We start from the raw sequence: 19,963 nt of genomic DNA on the forward strand, positions 1-19,963 counted from the left end.
GCGATTGCCAGGCGAAGCTGATAAACTCCGCCGCCATGATTCGACTACAAAATCTTACGCTACAGCGTGGCCCCCAGCGCTTGCTGGAAGGTGCCGAACTCACCCTGCATGCCGGACAGAAAATCGGCCTGATCGGCGCCAATGGCGCCGGCAAGTCGAGCCTGTTCGCCCTGCTGCGCGGCCAACTCGGCCAGGACGCCGGCGAATGCTACCTGCCGGCCGACTGGCGCATCGCGCACATGCGCCAGGAAGTCGATACCCTCGACCGCCTCGCCGTCGACTACGTACTCGATGGCGACGTGCACCTGCGCAGGATCCAGGCTGACCTCGCCGCAGCCGAACAGGCCCACGACGGCACCGCCCTGGCGCGCCTGCACAGCGAGCTGGACAGCGCCGACGGTTATACCGCCGACGCCCGCGCGCGTAAGCTGCTGGCGGGTCTTGGCTTCACGCCCGAGCAGATGGACCGCCGCGTCGGCGACTTCTCCGGTGGCTGGCGGATGCGCCTGAACCTGGCGCAGGCGCTGATGTGCCCGTCCGAATTGCTGTTGCTCGACGAACCCACCAACCACCTCGACCTCGATGCCATCCTCTGGCTGGAAGAGTGGCTCAAGGGCTACCCGGGCACGCTGCTGCTGATCTCCCACGACCGCGATTTCCTCGACGCCGTGGTGGACAATATCGCCCACCTGGAGCAACGCAAGCTGACCCTGTACCGCGGCGGCTACTCGGCTTTCGAGCGCACCCGCGCCGAACGTCTCGCCCAGCAGCAACAGGCGTACGAGAAGCAGCAGGCGCAACGCGCGCACATGGAAAAGTACATCGCCCGCTTCCGTGCCCAGGCCACCAAGGCCCGCCAGGCGCAGAGCCGGATCAAGGCGCTGGAACGCCTGGAAGAGCTGGCGCCGGCCCACGTCGACTCGCCGTTCGACTTCAGCTTCCGCGAGTCCGACAAGATTTCCAGTCCGCTGCTGAACCTTTCCGAAGCTCGCCTGGGCTACGGCGACAAGACCGTGCTGGAGAAGGTCAAGCTGCAACTGGTGCCCGGCGCGCGCATTGGCCTGCTCGGCCCCAACGGTGCCGGCAAGTCGACCCTGATCAAGACCCTGTCCGGCGACCTGTCGCTGCTGGCCGGCGAGCTCGGTCGTGGCGAGAACCTCGCCATCGGCTACTTCGCCCAGCACCAGCTCGACTCGCTCGACCCCAAGGCCAGCCCGCTGCTGCACCTGGCGCGCATCGCGCCGGCCGAGCGCGAACAGACCCTGCGCGACTTCCTCGGCGGCTTCGACTTCCGCGGTGATCGTTGCGATGAGCCGGTGGTGAATTTCTCCGGTGGCGAGAAGGCGCGTCTGGCCCTGGCGCTGATCGCCTGGCAGAAGCCCAACCTGCTGCTGCTCGACGAACCGACCAACCACCTCGACCTGGAAATGCGCCTGGCGCTGACCCTGGCGCTGCAGGAATTCTCCGGTGCCGTGGTGGTGGTGTCCCACGATCGACACCTGCTCAAGAGCACCACCGACGAGTTCCTGCTGGTGGCCGATGGGCGCATCCGCGAGTTCGACGGCGACCTCGACGACTACGCCCGCTGGCTGGTGGATTTCCGGGCCCGCCAAGCGCCTTCTGCACCCGCCGCGCCGGCCGGCGACAAGACCGACAAGCGTGCCCAGCGCCAGGCCGCCGCCGCACTGCGCCAGCAACTGGCACCGCATAAGCGCGAGGCGGAAAAGCTGGAAAAGGAGCTGGGCAAGGTCCACGAACAGCTCGCCGAGATCGAGGAGCGCCTGGGCGACAGCGCGCTCTACGAAGCCGCGCGCAAAGATGAGCTGCGCGACCTGCTGGCCCGCCAGTCCACCCTCAAGGCCCGCGAAAGCGAGCTGGAAGAGGGCTGGCTGATGGCGCTGGAAACCCTCGAAGAGCTGCAGCGCCAGCTCGAGGCCAGCGAGTGATGGAGGGGCCTGCTGCGTTGTGGCAGGCGCCCAACTTGTTTTTCCAGAAATCCATCCGGCGCCAGCGCGGACCGAATTTTCCCACCCCCACTGACGGACGTCCCCCACTATGGAATGGCTCACTAGCCCCGAGATCTGGGTCGCCTTTCTGACCCTCACCGCCCTGGAAATCGTGCTGGGCATCGACAACATCATCTTCATCTCGATCCTGGTCAGCCGCCTGCCGGTCGCCCAGCAACCCAAGGCGCGCTTCTTCGGCCTGGCACTGGCGATGGGCACGCGCATCCTGCTGCTGCTGTCGATCACCTGGGTGATGCGCCTGACCGCCGACCTGTTCACCGTGTTCGACCACGGTATTTCCGGGCGCGACCTCATCCTGTTCTTCGGCGGCCTGTTCCTGCTGTTCAAGAGCACCATGGAAATCTTCCACAGCCTGGAGGGCGCGGAAGAGGGCGAGCAGCAGGGCGGCAAGGCACGCGGCTTCATGGGCATCATCATCCAGATCGCGATCATCGACATCGTGTTCTCCCTGGACTCGGTGATCACCGCCGTGGGCCTGGTGCAGCACGTGCCGGTGATGATCGCCGCCATCGTCATCTCGGTCGGCGTGATGATGCTGTCGGCCGGCACCATCAGTGCCTTCATCGACAAGCACCCGTCGCTGAAGATGCTGGCGCTGTCCTTCCTCATCGTGGTCGGCACCGTATTGATCGCCGAAGCCTTCGAAATCCACGTGCCGAAGGGCTACGTGTACTTCGCCATGGCTTTCTCGCTGGCGGTGGAGGCAATCAACATCCGCCTGCGCGGCGCCATGGCGCGCAAGCGTGGCGAAGAGCCGGTGAAGCTGCGCAAGGATGTGCCGAGCTGATCGCGGCGGCGTCATCGAAAAGCCCGGCCTTGCGCCGGGCTTTTTGTTTTTCGTAGGAGCGAGCTTGCTCGCGAACAGAGCTTTCCGGCGATTCCGCCGCTGAGGCGGTTCGCGAGCAAGCTCGCTCCTACAAGGGGAATGCGACCTTCGTCGTCGGCACTGGGCGACGCGCCGGGACTAGGGCACACTGGCTGCCCGTAACAAGATATTGCGCTCGTTCGGGCGCCGTGAGGTTCGAGATGCTCGCCAGTACCTGGTTCGCCTTCTTCATCGCCTGCTGGGTGATCAGCCTGTCGCCCGGCGCCGGGGCCATCGCCTCGATGTCCTGCGGCCTGCAATACGGTTTCTGGCGTGGTTACTGGAACGCTCTGGGGCTGCAGATCGGCCTGGCCCTGCAGATCGCCGTGGTCGCTGCCGGGGTTGGCGCGCTGCTGTCCGCCTCCGCGGTCGCCTTCAGCGCGATCAAATGGTTCGGCGTGGTCTACCTGCTCTACCTTGCCTACCGCCAATGGACCTCGCCGCCGCAGGCGATGGATGCGGGTGGCGAACGTCCGATCGGCCGGCCACTGTCGCTGGTGCTGCGCGGCTTCCTGGTCAACGCCAGCAACCCCAAGGCGGTGATCTTCATGCTTGCGGTGCTGCCGCAGTTCGTCGATCCGCACCGGCCGATGGCGATCCAGTACCTGATCATGGGCGTGACCATGATCACCGTCGACCTGATCGTCATGGCTGGCTACACCGGTCTGGCGGCCCGTGTGCTGCGTGTCCTGCGTTCCCCGCGTCAGCAGAAGGTGATGAATCGCACCTTCGCTACCCTTTTCGTGGGTGCTGCCACGCTGCTCGCCACCGTACGCCGCGCCCCGGCCTGAGGGCGTTTGCGCCGCGCCCGGGGTGTCGTCAAAAACTCATCGGGCGCCGTGTCGTGGGACATTGTCCTTGCATAGACGGAAACCTGAGGTGACAATTTAACCTCATTCATTCTCATTTAGCTTCCGCTATGCAACCCTCCAAACTTCTCGTCTGGCTGTTGCCGCTGTTCGGCCTTTTCAGCCTTGGAGCTCACGCCGACACGGTTGTCGATCCTTCGCAAGCCCTTCATCTGCTCAGTTATCTTGCCGCCGACTACCCGGCAACCGTTGCCGACGGCCAGATCGTCGACGCCAGCGAGTACAAGGAGCAGCTGGAGTTCGTCGGCAATCTCCATGCGCTGATCCTGGCCCTGCCTGCCCGCCCCGAGCGCGCCGACCTGGAGAAGGCGGCCGATGCTCTCAAGCAGGCCATCGAGCAACGCCAGCCCGGTGCGCAGGTCGCCCAGCAGGCGCGCCATCTTGAGGCGCGCGTCGCGGACATCTACCAGGTGGTGCAGACCCCGGCGATCACGCCCGATCCGTCCCGTGCCGCCGAGACCTATGCCCAGCAGTGCTCGATCTGCCACGGTGACGCCGGCAAGGGCGATGGCCCGGCGGGCATCGGCCTGGAGCCGCCGCCGGCCAACCTGACCGACCGCGCGCGCCTGGACCACCTGAGCCTGTATGACCTGCACAACGTCATCGGCCTGGGCGTCGCCGGCACCGACATGCCGGCCTTCGCCGACCAGTTGGACGAGCGTCAGCGCTGGGACCTGGCGGCCTACGTCGCGAGCCTCAGCGCTGGCCAGGCCAAGGCCGATCCAGCCCATGCCTACCCGCTGGGCACCCTGGCGACCCAGACCCCGGCCGAAGTCGCCGAGCGCGATGGCGAGGCCGCAGCGGAAAGCTTCCGTGCCCTCCGCGCCCACCCGCCGCTGGAACACCGCGGCCCGGCGCAGCAGATCGACTACACCAGCGCGACCCTGGACAAGAGCTTCGCCGTGTACCGCGCAGGCGACCACGACCAGGCCTACGACCTGTCCGTGGCGGCCTACCTGGAAGGCTTCGAGCTGGTGGAAAGCTCGCTGGACAACGTCGACGCCGACCTGCGCAAGGCCACCGAGAAGCAGCTGATGGCCTACCGTCAGGCCCTGCGTGATGGTCTGCCGGAAGGCGAAGTGGCCCAGCAACTGGAACTGGCCAAGGCCAAGCTGGCCGCGGCTGCCAAGGCCCTGAGCGGCGACTCGCTGAGCTTCTCCATCAGCTTCGTGTCGGCCCTGTTGATCCTGCTGCGCGAAGGCGTGGAGGCGATCCTGGTGCTGGCCGCCATCCTCGCCTTCCTGCGTAACACCGGGCAGGAGAAGGCCGTGCGCGGCGTGCATGTCGGCTGGGGGCTGGCCTTCGTCGCCGGCTTCGCCACCTGGGCTGTAGCCGCCTACGTGATCGACATCGGCGGCGCCCAGCGCGAGCTGATGGAGGGCTTCACCTCGCTGTTCGCCTGCGTGATGGTGCTCTGGCTCGGCGTGTGGATGCACGACCGGCGCCACGCCGCCGCCTGGCAGGACTACATCCGCAGCAGCCTGGTCGGCGGCGGTGGCCGCTTCGGCTTCGCCGTGCTGGCGTTCTTCTCGGTGTACCGCGAGCTGTTCGAAGTCATCCTGTTCTACGAGACCCTCTGGCTGCAGGCCGGCCCGGCCGGGCACAACGCGGTGATCGCCGGTGCGGGCACTGCCGTGGTGGTCCTGATCGGTATCGCCTGGGTGATTCTGCGTGGTTCGGCCAGGCTTCCGCTGAAGCTGTTCTTCACCGTCAACGCCGCGCTGCTCTGCGCCCTGTCGGTGGTCTTCGCCGGCCATGGCGTGGTCGCCCTGCAGGAGGCCGGGGTGATCGGTACCCGCCCGGTGCCGTTCTTCGACTTCGACTGGCTCGGCATCAAGGCCGACGCCTACTCGCTGTCGGCCCAGGCCGTAGCGCTGCTGGCGGTGGCCGTGTTCTACGGCCGCAGCTACCTCACCGAACGCCGCAAGGCGGAGAGCATCGCCTCCTCCTGATGTGTTGATCACGCGGTTCACGACGGCCAGTGCGATACTGGCCGTTGTGCTTTTCGATGGAAGGTTTTCCTGATGCGTATCTGGATCGATGCCGACGCCTGCCCGCGCGCGGCCAAGGACCTGGTGGCGAAGTTCGCCCTCAAGCGCAAGCTGGAGGTGGTGATGGTCGCCGGCCAACCCGTGGCCAAGCCGCCGTTCGCCTGCGTCAGCCTGATAGTGGTGCCCAGCGGGATGGACGCTGCCGACGACTACCTGGTGGAGCAGGCCGAGCCGGGCGACCTTGTGATCTGCAGCGACGTGCCGCTGGCCGACCGGCTGGTGAAGAAGGGCGTCGATGCCCTCGACCCGCGCGGCCGCGAGTTCGACGAGAAGAACATGGGCGAGCGCCTGGCGGTGCGCAACCTGTTCACCGACCTGCGCGAGCAGGGGCAGGTGGGGGGAGGGCAGGCGCCCTATGGCGACAAGGACCGGCAGGCCTTCGCCAATGGCCTGGATCGGCTGCTGACGCGGTTGATGCGCGAGGCGGAGAGCCGCAAGGCCTGAACATGAAAACGCCCGGCATTGCCGGGCGTTTTTATTTCAATGGGCAGATCGGTGTGGCATCGGTTCGCGAGCAAGCTCGCTCCTACAGGGGGCATCCGCTCTTCGTAGGAGCGAGCTTGCTCGCGAACATTCGACGCTCAATGGCTTCAGGCCAGCTCCAGCACCCGGTCGACCGCCTTGTTGATGCCGCTGGCGGCTTCGGCGATGGACTGCGCCAGCATGTAGGCCGGGGTGGTGACCAGCTTGTGGTCCTTGTCCTCGACGATGTCTTCCACGGCGCAGTCGACGTGCTTGGCGCCCATGCGGGTCAGCGCCTGGGCGGTGCCTTCATCATTGCCGATGGTGCATTCCACGCCCGCGCCGTAGATGCGCGCGGCCATGGCCGGGGCGATGCAGATCAGCCCGACCGGCTTCTTCGCCGCGGCGAAGGCCTTGGCCAGGGCCAGCACGTCCGGCTGCACTTCGCACTGGTCGCCCTTGAAGGCGAAGTCGCTGAGGTTCTTCGCGGCGCCGAAACCGCCGGGGATGAGCAGCGCGTCGAAGTCTTCGACCTTGGCTTCGCGAACGTCCTTCACCTCGCCACGGGCGATGCGCGCGGACTCCACCAGCACGTTGCGGCTCTCGGCCATTTCCTCGCCGGTCAGGTGGTTGAGCACGTGGTGCTGGGCGATGTCGGGGGCGAAGCACTGCACCTTCGCGCCGCGCTGGGAAAGGCGCAGCAGGGTGATCACGCTTTCGTGGATCTCAGCGCCGTCGTAGACGCCACAGCCGGAGAGGATGACGGCAACTTTCTTCTGCATGGACTGCTCCTGTTCGAGGGTGCCGGGCGTGTCGCGATATGCCGCCCGGGTTGTCGCCGGCGGTCGGGGCCGGCGCGGGGCAAGAGGCTAGGATCGATGAAACCAGGGCCTTACCCACAAGCATAACGACTCGGCCGCGCCATGAACTACATCCTCTTCGCCGTACCCTTCTTTTTCCTCCTGATCGCGATCGAGTTGCTCGCGGACCGCTGGCGGGGCATCAGTACCTATCGCCTGAGCGATGCGCTGAACAGCCTCAGCGCCGGGGTGCTGTCCACCACCAGCGGACTGCTGACCAAGGGGCTCGCGGTGGTGACCTATACCCTGGCCTGGCAACAGCTTGCACTGTTCGAGCTGTCGGCCAAGAGCCTGTGGGTCTGGGCCTTCGCCTTTGTCTTCTACGACTTCTGCTACTACTGGAACCACCGCCTGGGCCACGAGCGCAATGTGCTCTGGGCGGCGCATTCTGTGCACCACCAGAGCGAGGACTACAACCTCTCCACGGCGCTGCGCCAGACCAGCACCGGCTTCATCTTCGGCTGGATCTTCTACCTGCCGATGGCGGTGGCCGGCGTGCCGCCGCTGGTGTTCCTCACCGTCGGTGCCCTGAACCTGCTGTACCAGTTCTGGGTGCACACCCGGCATATTCCCAAGCTCGGCGTGTTCGAGTGGGTCTTCATCACCCCGTCCAACCACCGCGTGCACCACGCGCAGAACCCGGTGTACATGGACCGCAACTACGGCGGCGTGTTCATCCTCTGGGACCGTCTGTTCGGCACCTTCCAGGAGGAATTGGACGAGGAGCCGGTGGTGTTCGGCGTGACCGTGCCGCTGGCCAGCTGGAACCCGCTGTGGGCCAACCTGCAGGTCTACGCGCACCTGTGGAACGATGCACGCCGCGCCGGCAGCGTCCGGGACAAGCTGCGCATCTGGTTCATGCGCACCGGTTGGCGCCCGGAGGACGTCGCCCAGCGTTACCCCATGGTCAAGCCGGACCTGGCGGCCTTCCGCAAGTTCGAGGTGCCGCTCACGCGGGGCAGGCAGTGGTACGCCGGGCTACAGTTCGCGACTTACGTGGTGATCGGCACCTGGCTGCTGGGCGTGGGGGAGGGCTGGCAGATGTTGCCGCTGGTGATCGGCTGGAGCTGGATGGCCTTCGGGCTCTACGCCATTGGCTGTTGGCTGGAGAACCGCACCTGGGCGCTGCGCATGGAAGTGCTGCGCCTGGCGCTCAACGTACCGGCGGTGGCGGCACTGGCGCTGTGGGGTGGGATTGAGTTGCCGCAGTGGACGCCCTGGGCGCTGGCGGTCTACACGCTGGCAAGCCTGGTCGTGCTGCTGAGCCTGCGGCGTGCCGAGCGGCTACCGCAGGCCGCCTGACTCAGGCCTTGCTGGCGCTCTTGAAGCGGCGGCGCAGCCACAGCAGCAGCCCAATGACGATCAGGCCGCCGAGCACCATCAATTCGTACTTCTTGATGTTGCCCAGCACGCCTTCGAGCACGCTACCAAAGTAGTAGGCTGCCGAGCCCAGCGCGGTGGCCCAGACGATGGCGCCGATGCCATTGAGCAGCAGGTAGCGTCCCGGCGGATAGCCGGACAGGCCGATGGCCACCGGCATCACGGTGCGCAGGCCGTAGACGAAGCGGAAGCTCAGCACCCACATGTCCGGGCGACGGCGCACGTGTTCCAGCGCCTTGTCGCCCATCTGCTGCCAGCGCGGCTTGCGCGCGAGCAGCTTGCGGCCATGGCGGCGGCCGAGGAAGTACCACAGCTGGTCGCCCGCGTAACTGCCGAGGAAGGCCACGGCGATCACGTATTCGAGCTGCATATAGCCGCGAAATGCCAGGAACCCGGCCAGAACCAGAATGGTCTCGCCCTCGAAGAAGGTGCCGAGGAACAGGGCGATATAGCCGAAATCCTGCAGGAATTGTTGAAGCATTATCGAGGCAACGCAGCGAAATGAAGGCGAAGCCTAACTCGGTTGTCGCTCCGGGGGAAGGCGTGCCAGTCGCGCCCCCTGACCTGGGGCAACTTCCTCCGGCCGCCAGGTGGTGTGGCAGGATGCCGCGACCAAGGGTCACTGTTACCGCTTGTTACCAATCGGTCATAATTCACGGCTATAACTGTCACACTGTGCCTGTTTGTCCAGGCCCTGGAGTACGCCGTGAGCTTCATTCCTGCCGATCGTGCCTTCCCTTTCACCCGCCTGCGCCGCAATCGCCGTGACGACTTTTCCCGTCGTCTGGTGCGCGAGAACGTGCTGACCACCAATGATCTGATCCTTCCGGTGTTCGTCCTCGACGGCAAGAACCAGCGTGAGGCGGTGGCCTCGATGCCGGGTGTGGAGCGCATGTCCATCGACCTGCTGCTCAAGGAAGCTGAGGAACTGGTGGAGCTGGGCATTCCGGCCGTCGCGCTGTTCCCGGTGACCCCGCTGGAGAAGAAGTCCCTCGATGGCGCCGAAGCCTTCAACCCCGATGGCATCGCCCAGCGCGCAACCCGTGCCCTGCGCGAGCGCTTCCCGGAGCTGGGGGTCATCACCGACGTCGCCCTGGATCCCTTCACCACCCACGGCCAGGACGGCATCCTCGATGAAGATGGCTACGTGCTGAACGACGTGTCCGTCGATGTGCTGGTCAAGCAGGCGCTGTCCCACGCCGAAGCCGGAGCCCAGGTGGTTGCCCCGTCGGACATGATGGACGGCCGCATCGGTGCGATTCGCGAAGCCCTGGAGTCGACCGGCCACGTCAACACGCGCATCATGGCCTATTCGGCCAAGTACGCCAGCGCCTACTACGGCCCGTTCCGCGACGCCGTCGGTTCGGCCGCAAACCTGGGCAAGGGCAACAAGGCCACTTACCAGATGGACCCGGCCAACAGCGATGAAGCGCTGCACGAGATCTATGCCGACCTCGCCGAAGGCGCCGACATGATCATGGTCAAACCGGGCATGCCCTATCTCGACATCGTTCGACGGGCGAAGGACGAATTCCGCGCGCCGACCTTTGTCTACCAGGTCAGTGGCGAGTACGCGATGCACATGGCGGCCATCCAGAACGGCTGGCTCAGCGAGGCGGTCATCCTGGAGTCGCTGCTGGCCTTCAAACGCGCCGGTGCAGATGGCATCCTGACCTACTTCGCCAAACGCGCTGCAGAACAATTGAAAAAGGGGGGCTGACCCCCGCCGACGAGACTTGCGATGAATACCGAAGGCCTTAGCGAAACCGAAGTTATCGAAGCTGAATCCACCGAAGTCGTCGTGGCCGAGACCACCGAGGCGACGCCTCCGCCGCCGGAGGTGGCCGTCCCTGCGGTCAACGTGGATGACAGTGCCCTCTACATTCATCGCGAGCTCTCGCAGCTGCAGTTCAACATCCGCGTGCTGGAACAGGCACTGGATGAGTCCTACCCGCTGCTGGAACGCCTGAAGTTCCTGCTGATCTTCTCCAGCAACCTCGATGAATTCTTCGAGATCCGCGTCGCCGGCCTGAAGAAGCAGATCACCTTCGCCCGCGAACAGGCCGGCGCCGACGGCCTGCTGCCGCACCAGGCGCTGGCGCGCATCAGCGAGCAGGTGCACGAGCAGGTCGCCCGCCAGTACAGCATCCTCAACGACATCCTGTTGCCGGAGCTGGCCAAGCACGACATCCGCTTCATCCGCCGCCGCTACTGGACGCCGAAGATCAAGGCCTGGGTCCGTCGCTTCTTCCGCGACGAGATCGCGCCGATCGTCACCCCCATCGGCCTCGATCCGACCCACCCGTTCCCGCTGCTGGTGAACAAGAGCCTGAACTTCATGGTCGAGCTCGAAGGCCTGGACGCCTTTGGCCGCGACTCCGGCCTTGCGATCATCCCGGCGCCGCGCTCGCTGCCGCGGATCATCCGCCTGCCGGAAGACGTTGCCGGCGCCGGCGACAACTACGTGTTCCTGTCGTCGATGATCCACGCCCATGCCGACGACCTGTTCCACGGCATGAAGGTGAAGGGCTGCTACCAGTTCCGCCTGACCCGTAACGCCGACCTCTCGGTGGACGCCGAGGACGTCGAGGACCTAGCCCGCGCGCTGCGCGGCGAGCTGTTCTCGCGCCGTTACGGCGACGCCGTGCGCCTGGAGGTGGTGGACACCTGCCCGACGCACCTGTCCAACTACCTGCTCAAGCAGTTCGGCCTGGCCGAAAGCGAGCTGTACAAGGTCAGCGGTCCGGTCAACCTGACCCGCCTGTTCAGCGTCACGGGCCTCGCCAGCCATCCGGAGCTGCAGTACCCGCCGTTCACCCCGGCGATCCCGAAACTGCTGCAGAAGAAGGAAAACCTGTTCAACGTGCTGGGCAAGCTCGACGTGCTGCTGATGCACCCGTTCGAGTCCTTCACCCCGGTGATCGACCTGCTGCGCCAGGCCGCCAAGGACCCAAGCGTCCTGGCGATCAAGCAGACGCTGTACCGCTCCGGTGCCAACTCCGAGATCGTCGATGCGCTGGTGGAAGCCGCGCGCAACGGCAAGGAAGTCACCGTGGTGATCGAGCTGCGGGCGCGCTTCGATGAAGAATCCAACCTGCAACTGGCCAGCCGCCTGCAACAGGCCGGCGCCGTGGTGATCTACGGCGTGGTCGGCTTCAAGACTCACGCCAAGATGATGCTGATCCTGCGTCGCGAGGACGGTGAGCTGCGCCGCTACGCCCACCTGGGTACCGGCAACTACCACGCCGGCAACGCGCGCCTGTACACCGACTACAGCCTGCTGACCGCCGACGTGGCGCTCTGCGAGGACCTGCACAAGCTGTTCAACCAGCTGATCGGCATGGGCAAGACCCTGCGCATGAAGAAGCTCCTGCACGCGCCCTTCACCCTGAAGAAGAACCTGCTGGAGATGATCAACCGCGAGGCCGCCCAGGCCGCCGAAGGCAAGCCGGCGCACATCATGGCCAAGGTCAACTCGCTGACCGACTCCAAGGTGATTCGCGCGCTGTACAAGGCCAGCCAGGCCGGGGTGAAGATCGACCTGGTGGTGCGCGGCATGTGCTGCCTGCGTCCGGGGGTGCCGGGCGTTTCGCACAATATCCAGGTACGGTCGATCATCGGCCGCTTCCTGGAGCACAGCCGGATCTACTACTTCCTCAACGGCGGCGACGAGAAGCTGTTCCTCTCCAGCGCCGACTGGATGGAACGCAACCTCGACATGCGCGTGGAGACCTGCTTCCCGGTGGAAGGCAAGAAGCTGGTGCAGCGGGTGAAGAAGGAGCTGGAGTCGTATCTGGCCGACAACACCCAGGCCTGGGTGCTGCAGGCTGACGGCAGCTACGTACGCCAGAGCCCCAGCGGCAACCAGAACGCCCGCAACTCCCAGGCGATACTGCTCGAACGCCTGTGCACGCCGGTGATCAGTTCGCGCTGATCAGCCGGTGTCACCGAAAGCCCTGCCTCGGCAGGGCTTTTTCATGGGTGCGCCAAGGCTCTTCGTAGGAGCGAGCTTGCTCGCGAACAGCTTCCGTTGCGGGCCCAGGGTTCGCGAGCAAGCTCGCTCCTACAGGTCATGCCGGCCTGGCGCCCGGAATGAAAAGGCCCCGGCGTTTGCGCGCCGGGGCCTTTTTCTGTCGCGGGGGCGATCAGCTCACGCTGAGCGAATAACCCACGCGGGCAAGCCAGCCGGCTTCCTGCTCGAAGTCCGCCTGGGTCAGCGGGTTGGCGGCCAGCCAGCCGTCCGGGAAGCGTACGCTCAGGCTCTTGGAGGAGGCCTTGAGGGCCACTGCCGGCATCTGCTGGGTGCCGCGGATGTGGTGGAAGAGGATGGCGAAGCGCAGCACGATGCACAGGCGGATCAGCTTGTCGCCCTCGTCACCCAGCTCGTTGAACTTGTCCGCCGGGATGTTGCGGCGGTGGCCGCGCACCAGCAGTGCCAGGGTCAACTGGTCGATGCGGGAGAAGCCGGCCAGGTCCGAATGCTCCAGCAGGTAGGCGCCGTGCTTGTGGTAGTGGTAGTGGGCGATGTCCAGGCCCAGCTCGTGCACGCGGGCGGCCCACATCAGCAGTTCGCGGTGGCCGTCGTCGTTCAGGTCCCAGGCGTTGGCGACCTGGTCAAGGGACTCCAGCGCCTTGGCCTCGACGCGCGCAGCCTGTTCCGGGTCGACATGGTAGCGCTCCATCAGCGCGCCGATGGTGCGCTCGCGAACGTCCTCGTGGTGGTGGCGGCCAAGCAGGTCGTAGAGCACGCCTTCGCGCAGGGCGCCTTCGGAGTGAGTCATGCGGTTCAGTTCGAGGGCGTCGAACAGTGCCTCGAGGATCGCCAGGCCCGCCGGGAAGATCGGTCGGCGGTCGGGCTTGATGCCGTCGATGTCGAGCTTCTCGACCTCGCCTATCTTGAACATCTTGCGCTTGAGCCAGGCCAGCCCCTCGGGATTGACCTCGCCGTTGCCGTGGCCGCCGGCCTGGATTGCCAGGCAGATGGCGCGGATGGTGCCGGAGGCGCCGACTGCCTCGTCCCAGCCCAGGCGGCGCAGGCTGTTCTCGATGCTCATCAGCTCCAGTCGCGCCGAGGTATAGGCCTGGGCGTAGCGCGCCGGGGTGATCTTGCCGTCCTTGAAATAGCGCTGGGTGAAGCTCACGCAGCCCATCTGCAGGCTTTCGCGCAGCTGCGATTCGAACTGCTGGCCGATGATGAATTCGGTGCTGCCGCCGCCGATGTCCACCACCAGGCGCTTGCCGGAGGTGTCCTGCAGGGTGTGGGACACGCCCAGGTAGATCAGGCGCGCTTCTTCGCGGCCGGAGATGACTTCCACCGGGTGGCCGAGGATCTGGTCGGCGACGCGGATGAAGTCGGCGCGGTTGCGCGCCTCGCGCAGGGCGTTGGTGCCCACCACGCGGACCGAGCCCGGCGGCATGCCGCTGATGAACTGGGCGAACTGCTTCAGGCAATCGAAGCCGCGCTGCATGGATTCTTCGGTGAGCATGCGGTCTTCGCCGATACCGGCGGCCAGCTGAACCTTCTCGCCGAGCCGCTCAAGGATGCGTATCTCGCCGTGATCGGCCTTTGCCAAAACCATGTGGAAACTGTTCGAGCCGAGGTCGATGGCCGCGATCAAAGGGAAGGTCTTGGCTGGGGTATGGGGCATGTTTGAAGGTCCGGACAGATACAGGAGACATCCTGCCATTTTAGGCAAGGAGTGCCAATGAAGAGGGTGTCACCGATCAGCGAATGCCGCATCAGCGATAGATAGACTCAATCAGCTGTGCCTTTCGGTGCGGGCCGAGGCGGGATATGATGACGGACACTTTTTCGCATCCGATTGACGGAGAGAATACATGAGCGAACATATCGTCAATGTTACCGATGCCAGCTTCGAGCAGGACGTACTGAAGTCCGACGGTCCCGTGCTGGTCGACTACTGGGCTGAATGGTGCGGCCCGTGCAAGATGATCGCCCCGGTACTCGACGAGATCGCCAAGGACTATCAGGGCAAGCTGAAAGTCTGCAAGCTGAACATCGACGAGAACCAGGACACCCCGCCGAAGTACGGCGTGCGCGGCATCCCGACCCTGATGCTGTTCAAGGGCGGCAACGTCGAAGCGACCAAGGTTGGCGCACTGTCCAAGTCCCAGCTGGCAGCCTTCCTCGACAGCAACATCTGAGTCGAAGCCTGCATGAAAAGCCCCGCAAATCAGCGGGGCTTTTTTCTTTTTGCGGTGATTTCCCCCTAGACGCTCCGAAACTCGGGTGTTAAATTCGGGCGCACAACGTTGATTTACGTTGTCCCCTGCAAGCCGTCGCCGACGCACTTCCTATTCGAATTCCAAGCGATCCTGTCCGTCATCCGCGGCACGGCTCTTCAAGCATCACGCTTGTTCCCTATTTCCCTTTCAGCGTATTTACGTCCCCTTCTATGAATCTGACCGAACTCAAGCAAAAGCCGATTGCCGAATTGCTGGAAATGTCCGATGCCATGGGCCTGGAAAACATGGCTCGTTCGCGCAAGCAGGACATCATCTTCGCGCTGCTGAAGAAGCACGCGAAAAGCGGTGAGGAAATCTCCGGCGACGGCGTGCTGGAGATTCTCCAGGACGGCTTCGGCTTCCTGCGCTCCGCCGATTCCTCGTACCTGGCCGGCCCCGACGACATCTACGTCTCGCCCAGCCAGATCCGGCGCTTCAACCTGCGCACGGGCGATACCATCATCGGCAAGATTCGTCCGCCGAAGGAAGGCGAGCGTTACTTCGCGCTGCTCAAGGTCGACACGATCAACTTCGACCGCCCGGAAAACGCGAAGAACAAGATTCTCTTCGAGAACCTGACCCCGCTGTTCCCGACCAAGCGCCTGACCATGGAAGCCGGCAACGGCTCCACCGAGGACCTCACCGGCCGGGTGATCGACCTCTGCGCCCCGATCGGCAAGGGTCAGCGCGGCCTGATCGTCGCACCGCCGAAGGCCGGTAAGACCATCATGCTGCAGAACATCGCGGCGAACATCACCCGCAACAACCCCGAGTGCCACCTGATCGTCCTGCTGATCGACGAGCGCCCGGAAGAAGTGACCGAGATGCAGCGCACCGTGCGCGGCGAAGTGGTCGCCTCCACCTTCGACGAGCCGCCGACTCGCCATGTGCAGGTCGCGGAAATGGTGATCGAGAAGGCCAAGCGCCTGGTCGAGCACAAGAAGGACGTGATCATCCTGCTCGACTCCATCACCCGCCTGGCTCGCGCCTACAACACCGTGATCCCCAGCTCCGGCAAGGTGCTCACTGGCGGTGTCGACGCCCACGCCCTGGAGAAGCCCAAGCGCTTCTTCGGCGCCGCGCGCAACATCGAGGAAGGCGGTTCGCTGACCATCCTCGCCACCGCGCTGATCGAAACCGGCTCGAAGATGGACGAAGTGATCTACGAGGAATTCAAGGGCACCGGTAACTCGGAACTCATCCTCGACCGTCGCATCTCCGAGAAGCGCGTGTTCCCGGCGATCAACATCAATCGCTCCGGCACCCGTCGCGAAGAGCTGCTCACCGGTGAGGAAGAGCTGCAGCGCATGTGGATCCTGCGCAAGATCCTGCACCCGATGGACGAGATCGCCGCGGTCGAATTCCTGCTCGACAAGCTCAAGCAGACCAAGACCAACGACGAGTTCTTCGACTCCATGAAGCGCAGCAAGTAAGCGACGCTACGCGCTTTTGAATGCCACAAGGCCGGGGAAACCCGGCCTTCGTGTTTCTGCGAGGTGTTGTTAGCGGCTAAACTGTCGCAACTTCACCTTCGCATCGAGACCCTCATGCAGTATCGCGACCTGCGCGAGTTCATCGCCGCCCTGGAGCAGCGTGGACAGCTCAAGCGCATCCAGGCGCCGGTTTCCCCTGTGCTGGAAATGACCGAGGTGTGCGACCGCACCCTGCGCGCCAAGGGCCCGGCCCTGCTGTTCGAAAAACCCACCGGCTACGACATCCCCGTGCTCGGCAACCTGTTCGGCACACCCGAGCGCGTGGCCCTGGGGATGGGCGCGGAGGACGTCTCCGAGTTGCGCGAGATCGGCAAGCTGCTGGCCTTCCTCAAGGAGCCGGAGCCGCCAAAGGGGCTGAAGGACGCCTGGTCGAAGCTGCCGATCTTCAAGAAGGTCATCAGCATGGCGCCCAAGGTCCTCAAGGACGCGCCGTGCCAGGAAGTGATCGAGGAGGGCGACGACGTCGACCTGTCGAAGCTGCCGGTACAGACCTGCTGGCCCGGCGACGTCGCGCCGCTGATCACCTGGGGCCTGACCGTCACCCGCGGGCCGAACAAGGAACGGCAGAACCTGGGCATCTACCGCCAGCAGGTGATCGGCCGCAACAAGGTGATCATGCGCTGGCTCAGCCACCGTGGCGGCGCGCTGGACTACCGCGAGTGGTGCCAGAAGCACCCGGACAAGCCCTACCCGGTGGCCGTGGCCCTGGGCGCGGACCCGGCGACCATCCTCGGCGCCGTCACCCCGGTGCCGGACACCCTTTCCGAATACGCCTTCGCCGGCCTGCTGCGCGGGCACAAGACCGAGCTGGTGAAATGCGTCGGCAGTGACCTGCAGGTGCCGGCCAGCGCGGAAATCGTCCTCGAAGGGGTGATCCATCCCGGCGAGATGGCCGACGAAGGCCCGTACGGTGACCACACCGGCTACTACAACGAGGTGGACCGCTTCCCGGTCTTCACCGTCGAGCGCATCACCCGCCGGCAGAAACCGATCTACCACAGCACCTACACCGGCCGCCCGCCGGATGAGCCGGCGATCCTCGGCGTGGCGCTGAACGAAGTCTTCGTGCCGATCCTGCAGAAGCAGTTCCCGGAGATCACCGACTTCTACCTGCCGCCCGAAGGCTGTTCCTACCGCATGGCGGTGGTGACCATGAAGAAGCAGTACCCCGGCCACGCCAAGCGCGTAATGCTGGGTGTGTGGTCGTTCCTGCGACAGTTCATGTACACCAAGTTCGTCATAGTCACGGACGATGACATCAATGCCCGCGACTGGAACGACGTGATCTGGGCCATCACCACGCGCATGGACCCCAAGCGCGACACGGTGATGATCGACAACACGCCGATCGACTACCTGGACTTCGCCTCGCCGATTTCCGGCCTGGGTTCGAAGATGGGCCTGGATGCCACCCACAAGTGGCCGGGCGAGACCAGCCGCGAGTGGGGCAGGGTGATCGAGAAGGACCCGGCGGTGACTCGCCGTGTCGATGAAATCTGGGCGAGCCTGGGTATCGATTGATAGGGCCGCCCGCCAGTAGGAGCGAGCTTGCTCGCGAACAGCCCCCGCAGCGGGAATGGGTTCGCGAGCAAGGACTAAGGCGTCCCCCTCGGTCCTACAAAATCAGAAGAACGAGAACAACGCTTGAAAGTGACCTTGCAACCCTCCGGCGCCCAGCTTGAGCTCAGGCCCGGCGAACGTATCCTCGACGGTGCGCGGCGCCTGGGCTACGAGTGCCCGCAGAGCTGTCGCAACGGCAACTGCCACATCTGTGCGGCACTGCTGGTGGAGGGGCGCGTGCGCCAGGACGGCGAGGTGCGCGATCAGGGCGAACTCTTCACCTGCCTGGCCGAGCCGCTGGAAGACTGCGTGCTGCACTGGGATGGCGTGCTGGCCCCCGGCGAGCTGCCGGTGCGCAAGCTGTCCTGCCAGCTGATCCTCTGCGAGCCGGTGGGTGGCGATGTCTGGCGCGTGCGCCTGCGCGCGCCGGCCGGAAAGCCGCCGCGCTACCACGCCGGGCAGTACCTGCTGATCGAGCGCGACGGCAGCGATCCGGCCGCCTTCTCCATGGCCTCTGCGCCGCAGGAAGGACGCGACCTGGAGCTGCACATCCTGGCCCGGGAGAACAGCGCCATCGACCTGCTGGCGCAGTTGCAGCGCGACCGTTTCGCCCGCGTGCAGATGCCGTTCGGCGATGCCCACCTGGCCGACCTGCCGGACGGCCCGCTGGTGCTGATCGCCGCCGGCACCGGCATGGCGCAGATGCACAGCCTGATCGAATACTGCCGCGCCGCCGGTTTCGCTCACCCGGTGCACCTGTACTGGGGTGTGCGCCGACCGGAAGACTTCTACGAGCTGCCGCACTGGGAACAGTGGCAGGGTGTGCCCAACCTGCTCCTGCACAAGATCGTCAGCGATATGTGCGGCTGGGTGGGGCGCTGTGGCCTGCTGCATGAGGCGGTGTGCGAGGATTTCGCCGATCTTTCCGGCCTGCGCGTCTACGCCAGCGGCTCGCCGGCGATGGTCTACGGCACGCTGGATGCGCTGGTGGCGGCGGGTATGGACCCACACCAGATGCGCGCGGATGTGTTTGCCTACGCGCCGCGGGGCTGAACCCAAGGGGGCTTTTGTAGGAGCGAGCTTGCTCGCGAATAGCCTCCGCAGTGGGGCTGAGGTTCGCGAGCAAGCTCGCTCCTACAGGGGGCACGCTAGCCGCAGGGGTCGGCTACTCCGTGGAATCAGTCACGGGGGCCGCGCTGGGTGAAAATTCTTCCTGCAACGCCGCGCGAATCCACTCCTCGAACCACGCCACATCGGCGCTCACCGGTCCCGGCGGCAGCAGCAACTGGTAGCTCTCCAGCGGTACTTCCTCGGCCAGCGGCCGCACCAGGGTGCCGGCGGCCAGCTGGTGCTTGACCAGCACCAGGTTGGCCAGGGCGATGCCGTGGCCCGCCTCGGCCATCGACAGGGCGTGGTCGTTGCTGACGTACAGCACCTCCGGGCTCACCCGCAGGTCCAGGCCGATGGTGGACAGCCAGAGGTTCCACCATTCGCCGTCGTCCACATGGATCAGTTCGTGCTGCGCCAGGTCGCGGGCACTGGTCAGCGGACCGTGCTCGGCCAGGTAGGACGGTGAACAGACCGGGAACACCGCCGGGCGGATCAGCGTTGCGTGGCATTGCGGGTAGATACCCGGCAGGCCGTAGACGATGCCCAGGTCCGCGCTCTTGCCGTCCACCTCGGTGAAGGTGGGGTTGGGCTCCACCGCCACCTTCAGGCCCGGTCGTTGCTGGCGCAGGGTTTCCAGGCGCGACATCAGCCAGCGCTTGGTGAAGGCCGGCACCGCCATGATCTTCAACCAGCGCGCCGAGCCACCGGGGGCGAGCTCGTGGCCGGCATCGGCGATCTGCTGCAGGGCTGTGGATATCTTCGCGTAGTAGCGCTGTCCGGCGGGCGTGAGGCTGACCCCGCGCGGGGTGCGCTCGAACAGCTGCACGCCCAGCCAGTCCTCCAGCAGTTTCACATGACGGCCGATGGCCGGCTGCGTGACGTGCAGGTCCCGGGAGGCCGCGACATAGCTGCCCAGCCGGGCGGCGGCCTCGAAGGCGCGGACGGCATTGAGCGGCGGAAGGCGCTGGATCGACATGAGAACTGCCTCGGCGGTGAGCTGTTAATTTTTTTAATACCGAATGTAAGAAAATTGAGCTTTT

Annotated in this window: 16 protein-coding genes; 12 read left to right on the forward strand and 4 right to left on the reverse strand. The window is 65.3% G+C overall.

Translation table 11 applies throughout. The features are described from left to right. Positions 1–35: 35 nt before the first annotated feature. From O6P39_RS01360 to O6P39_RS01380, 5 genes are all read left to right on the forward strand, one after another. On the forward strand, positions 36–1,946 hold the full coding sequence (locus tag O6P39_RS01360; protein ID WP_275609701.1) for an ATP-binding cassette domain-containing protein: 1,911 nt from the start codon (positions 36–38) through the stop codon (positions 1,944–1,946). Positions 1,947–2,055: 109 nt separating this feature from the next. Then, entirely contained in the window at positions 2,056–2,814 is a 759-nt protein-coding gene (locus O6P39_RS01365; RefSeq protein WP_275609702.1) for a TerC family protein, read from the forward strand. A gap of 239 nt (positions 2,815–3,053) precedes the next feature. Beyond that, positions 3,054–3,683 carry a LysE family transporter gene (locus tag O6P39_RS01370; protein ID WP_275609703.1) on the forward strand — a complete coding sequence of 210 codons (630 nt, stop codon included), beginning with the start codon at positions 3,054–3,056 and terminating at the stop codon, positions 3,681–3,683. A gap of 128 nt (positions 3,684–3,811) precedes the next feature. Continuing rightward, on the forward strand, positions 3,812–5,713 hold the full coding sequence (locus O6P39_RS01375) for a cytochrome c/FTR1 family iron permease (RefSeq protein ID WP_275609704.1): 1,902 nt from the start codon (positions 3,812–3,814) through the stop codon (positions 5,711–5,713). 72 nt (positions 5,714–5,785) lie between these two features. Next, complete coding sequence (locus tag O6P39_RS01380; RefSeq protein WP_275609705.1) at positions 5,786–6,256, forward strand: YaiI/YqxD family protein; 471 nt, start codon at positions 5,786–5,788, stop codon at positions 6,254–6,256. Positions 6,257–6,402: 146 nt separating this feature from the next. Here O6P39_RS01380 and elbB read toward each other — a convergent pair whose 3' ends face one another. Continuing rightward, positions 6,403–7,056, reverse strand: a complete 654-nt coding sequence (gene elbB / locus O6P39_RS01385) for an isoprenoid biosynthesis glyoxalase ElbB (RefSeq protein ID WP_275609706.1) — start codon at positions 7,054–7,056, stop codon at positions 6,403–6,405. 141 nt (positions 7,057–7,197) lie between these two features. Between elbB and O6P39_RS01390 the strand changes: the two genes are divergently transcribed. Continuing rightward, positions 7,198–8,436 (forward strand): sterol desaturase family protein, encoded by a 1,239-nt coding sequence (locus O6P39_RS01390; protein WP_275609707.1) that lies wholly within the window; start codon positions 7,198–7,200, stop codon positions 8,434–8,436. Position 8,437: 1 nt separating this feature from the next. On the opposite strand, the gene O6P39_RS01395 is transcribed toward O6P39_RS01390, so the two are convergent. Beyond that, positions 8,438–8,998: a DedA family protein gene (locus O6P39_RS01395; protein ID WP_275612057.1), complete on the reverse strand. Its 561-nt coding sequence runs from the start codon at positions 8,996–8,998 to the stop codon at positions 8,438–8,440. A 222-nt stretch (positions 8,999–9,220) separates the two neighbouring features. Between O6P39_RS01395 and hemB the strand changes: the two genes are divergently transcribed. Next, the gene (gene hemB / locus O6P39_RS01400; protein ID WP_275609708.1) at positions 9,221–10,234 is read left to right on the forward strand and encodes a porphobilinogen synthase; all 1,014 of its coding nucleotides are present in this window, start codon (positions 9,221–9,223) and stop codon (positions 10,232–10,234) included. 21 nt (positions 10,235–10,255) lie between these two features. After that, a complete protein-coding gene (gene ppk1 / locus O6P39_RS01405; protein ID WP_275609709.1) occupies positions 10,256–12,448 on the forward strand; it encodes a polyphosphate kinase 1 in 2,193 nt (730 codons plus the stop codon). A 211-nt stretch (positions 12,449–12,659) separates the two neighbouring features. On the opposite strand, the gene ppx is transcribed toward ppk1, so the two are convergent. Then, entirely contained in the window at positions 12,660–14,162 is a 1,503-nt protein-coding gene (ppx, locus tag O6P39_RS01410) for an exopolyphosphatase (RefSeq protein WP_275609710.1), read from the reverse strand. A 190-nt stretch (positions 14,163–14,352) separates the two neighbouring features. On the opposite strand from ppx, the gene trxA reads away from it, so the two are divergent. The 4 genes from trxA (at position 14,353) to O6P39_RS01430 (ending at position 18,866) form a co-directional block, all read left to right on the forward strand. After that, the gene (gene trxA / locus O6P39_RS01415) at positions 14,353–14,679 is read left to right on the forward strand and encodes a thioredoxin TrxA (RefSeq protein WP_015475045.1); all 327 of its coding nucleotides are present in this window, start codon (positions 14,353–14,355) and stop codon (positions 14,677–14,679) included. 251 nt (positions 14,680–14,930) lie between these two features. Then, positions 14,931–16,193 carry a transcription termination factor Rho gene (gene rho, locus O6P39_RS01420; protein WP_275609711.1) on the forward strand — a complete coding sequence of 421 codons (1,263 nt, stop codon included), beginning with the start codon at positions 14,931–14,933 and terminating at the stop codon, positions 16,191–16,193. Between the two features lie 114 nt (positions 16,194–16,307). Continuing rightward, positions 16,308–17,774 (forward strand): 4-hydroxy-3-polyprenylbenzoate decarboxylase, encoded by a 1,467-nt coding sequence (gene ubiD, locus O6P39_RS01425; RefSeq protein WP_275609712.1) that lies wholly within the window; start codon positions 16,308–16,310, stop codon positions 17,772–17,774. A 123-nt stretch (positions 17,775–17,897) separates the two neighbouring features. Beyond that, entirely contained in the window at positions 17,898–18,866 is a 969-nt protein-coding gene (locus O6P39_RS01430; protein ID WP_275609713.1) for a CDP-6-deoxy-delta-3,4-glucoseen reductase, read from the forward strand. Positions 18,867–18,978: 112 nt separating this feature from the next. Here the strand turns inward: O6P39_RS01430 and O6P39_RS01435 are convergent, their stop codons facing one another. After that, on the reverse strand, positions 18,979–19,899 hold the full coding sequence (locus tag O6P39_RS01435; protein ID WP_275609714.1) for a LysR substrate-binding domain-containing protein: 921 nt from the start codon (positions 19,897–19,899) through the stop codon (positions 18,979–18,981). Between the last annotated feature and the right edge of the window lie 64 nt (positions 19,900–19,963).

Source organism: Pseudomonas sp. PSE14, from assembly GCF_029203285.1.
Lineage (GTDB): Bacteria > Pseudomonadota > Gammaproteobacteria > Pseudomonadales > Pseudomonadaceae > Pseudomonas.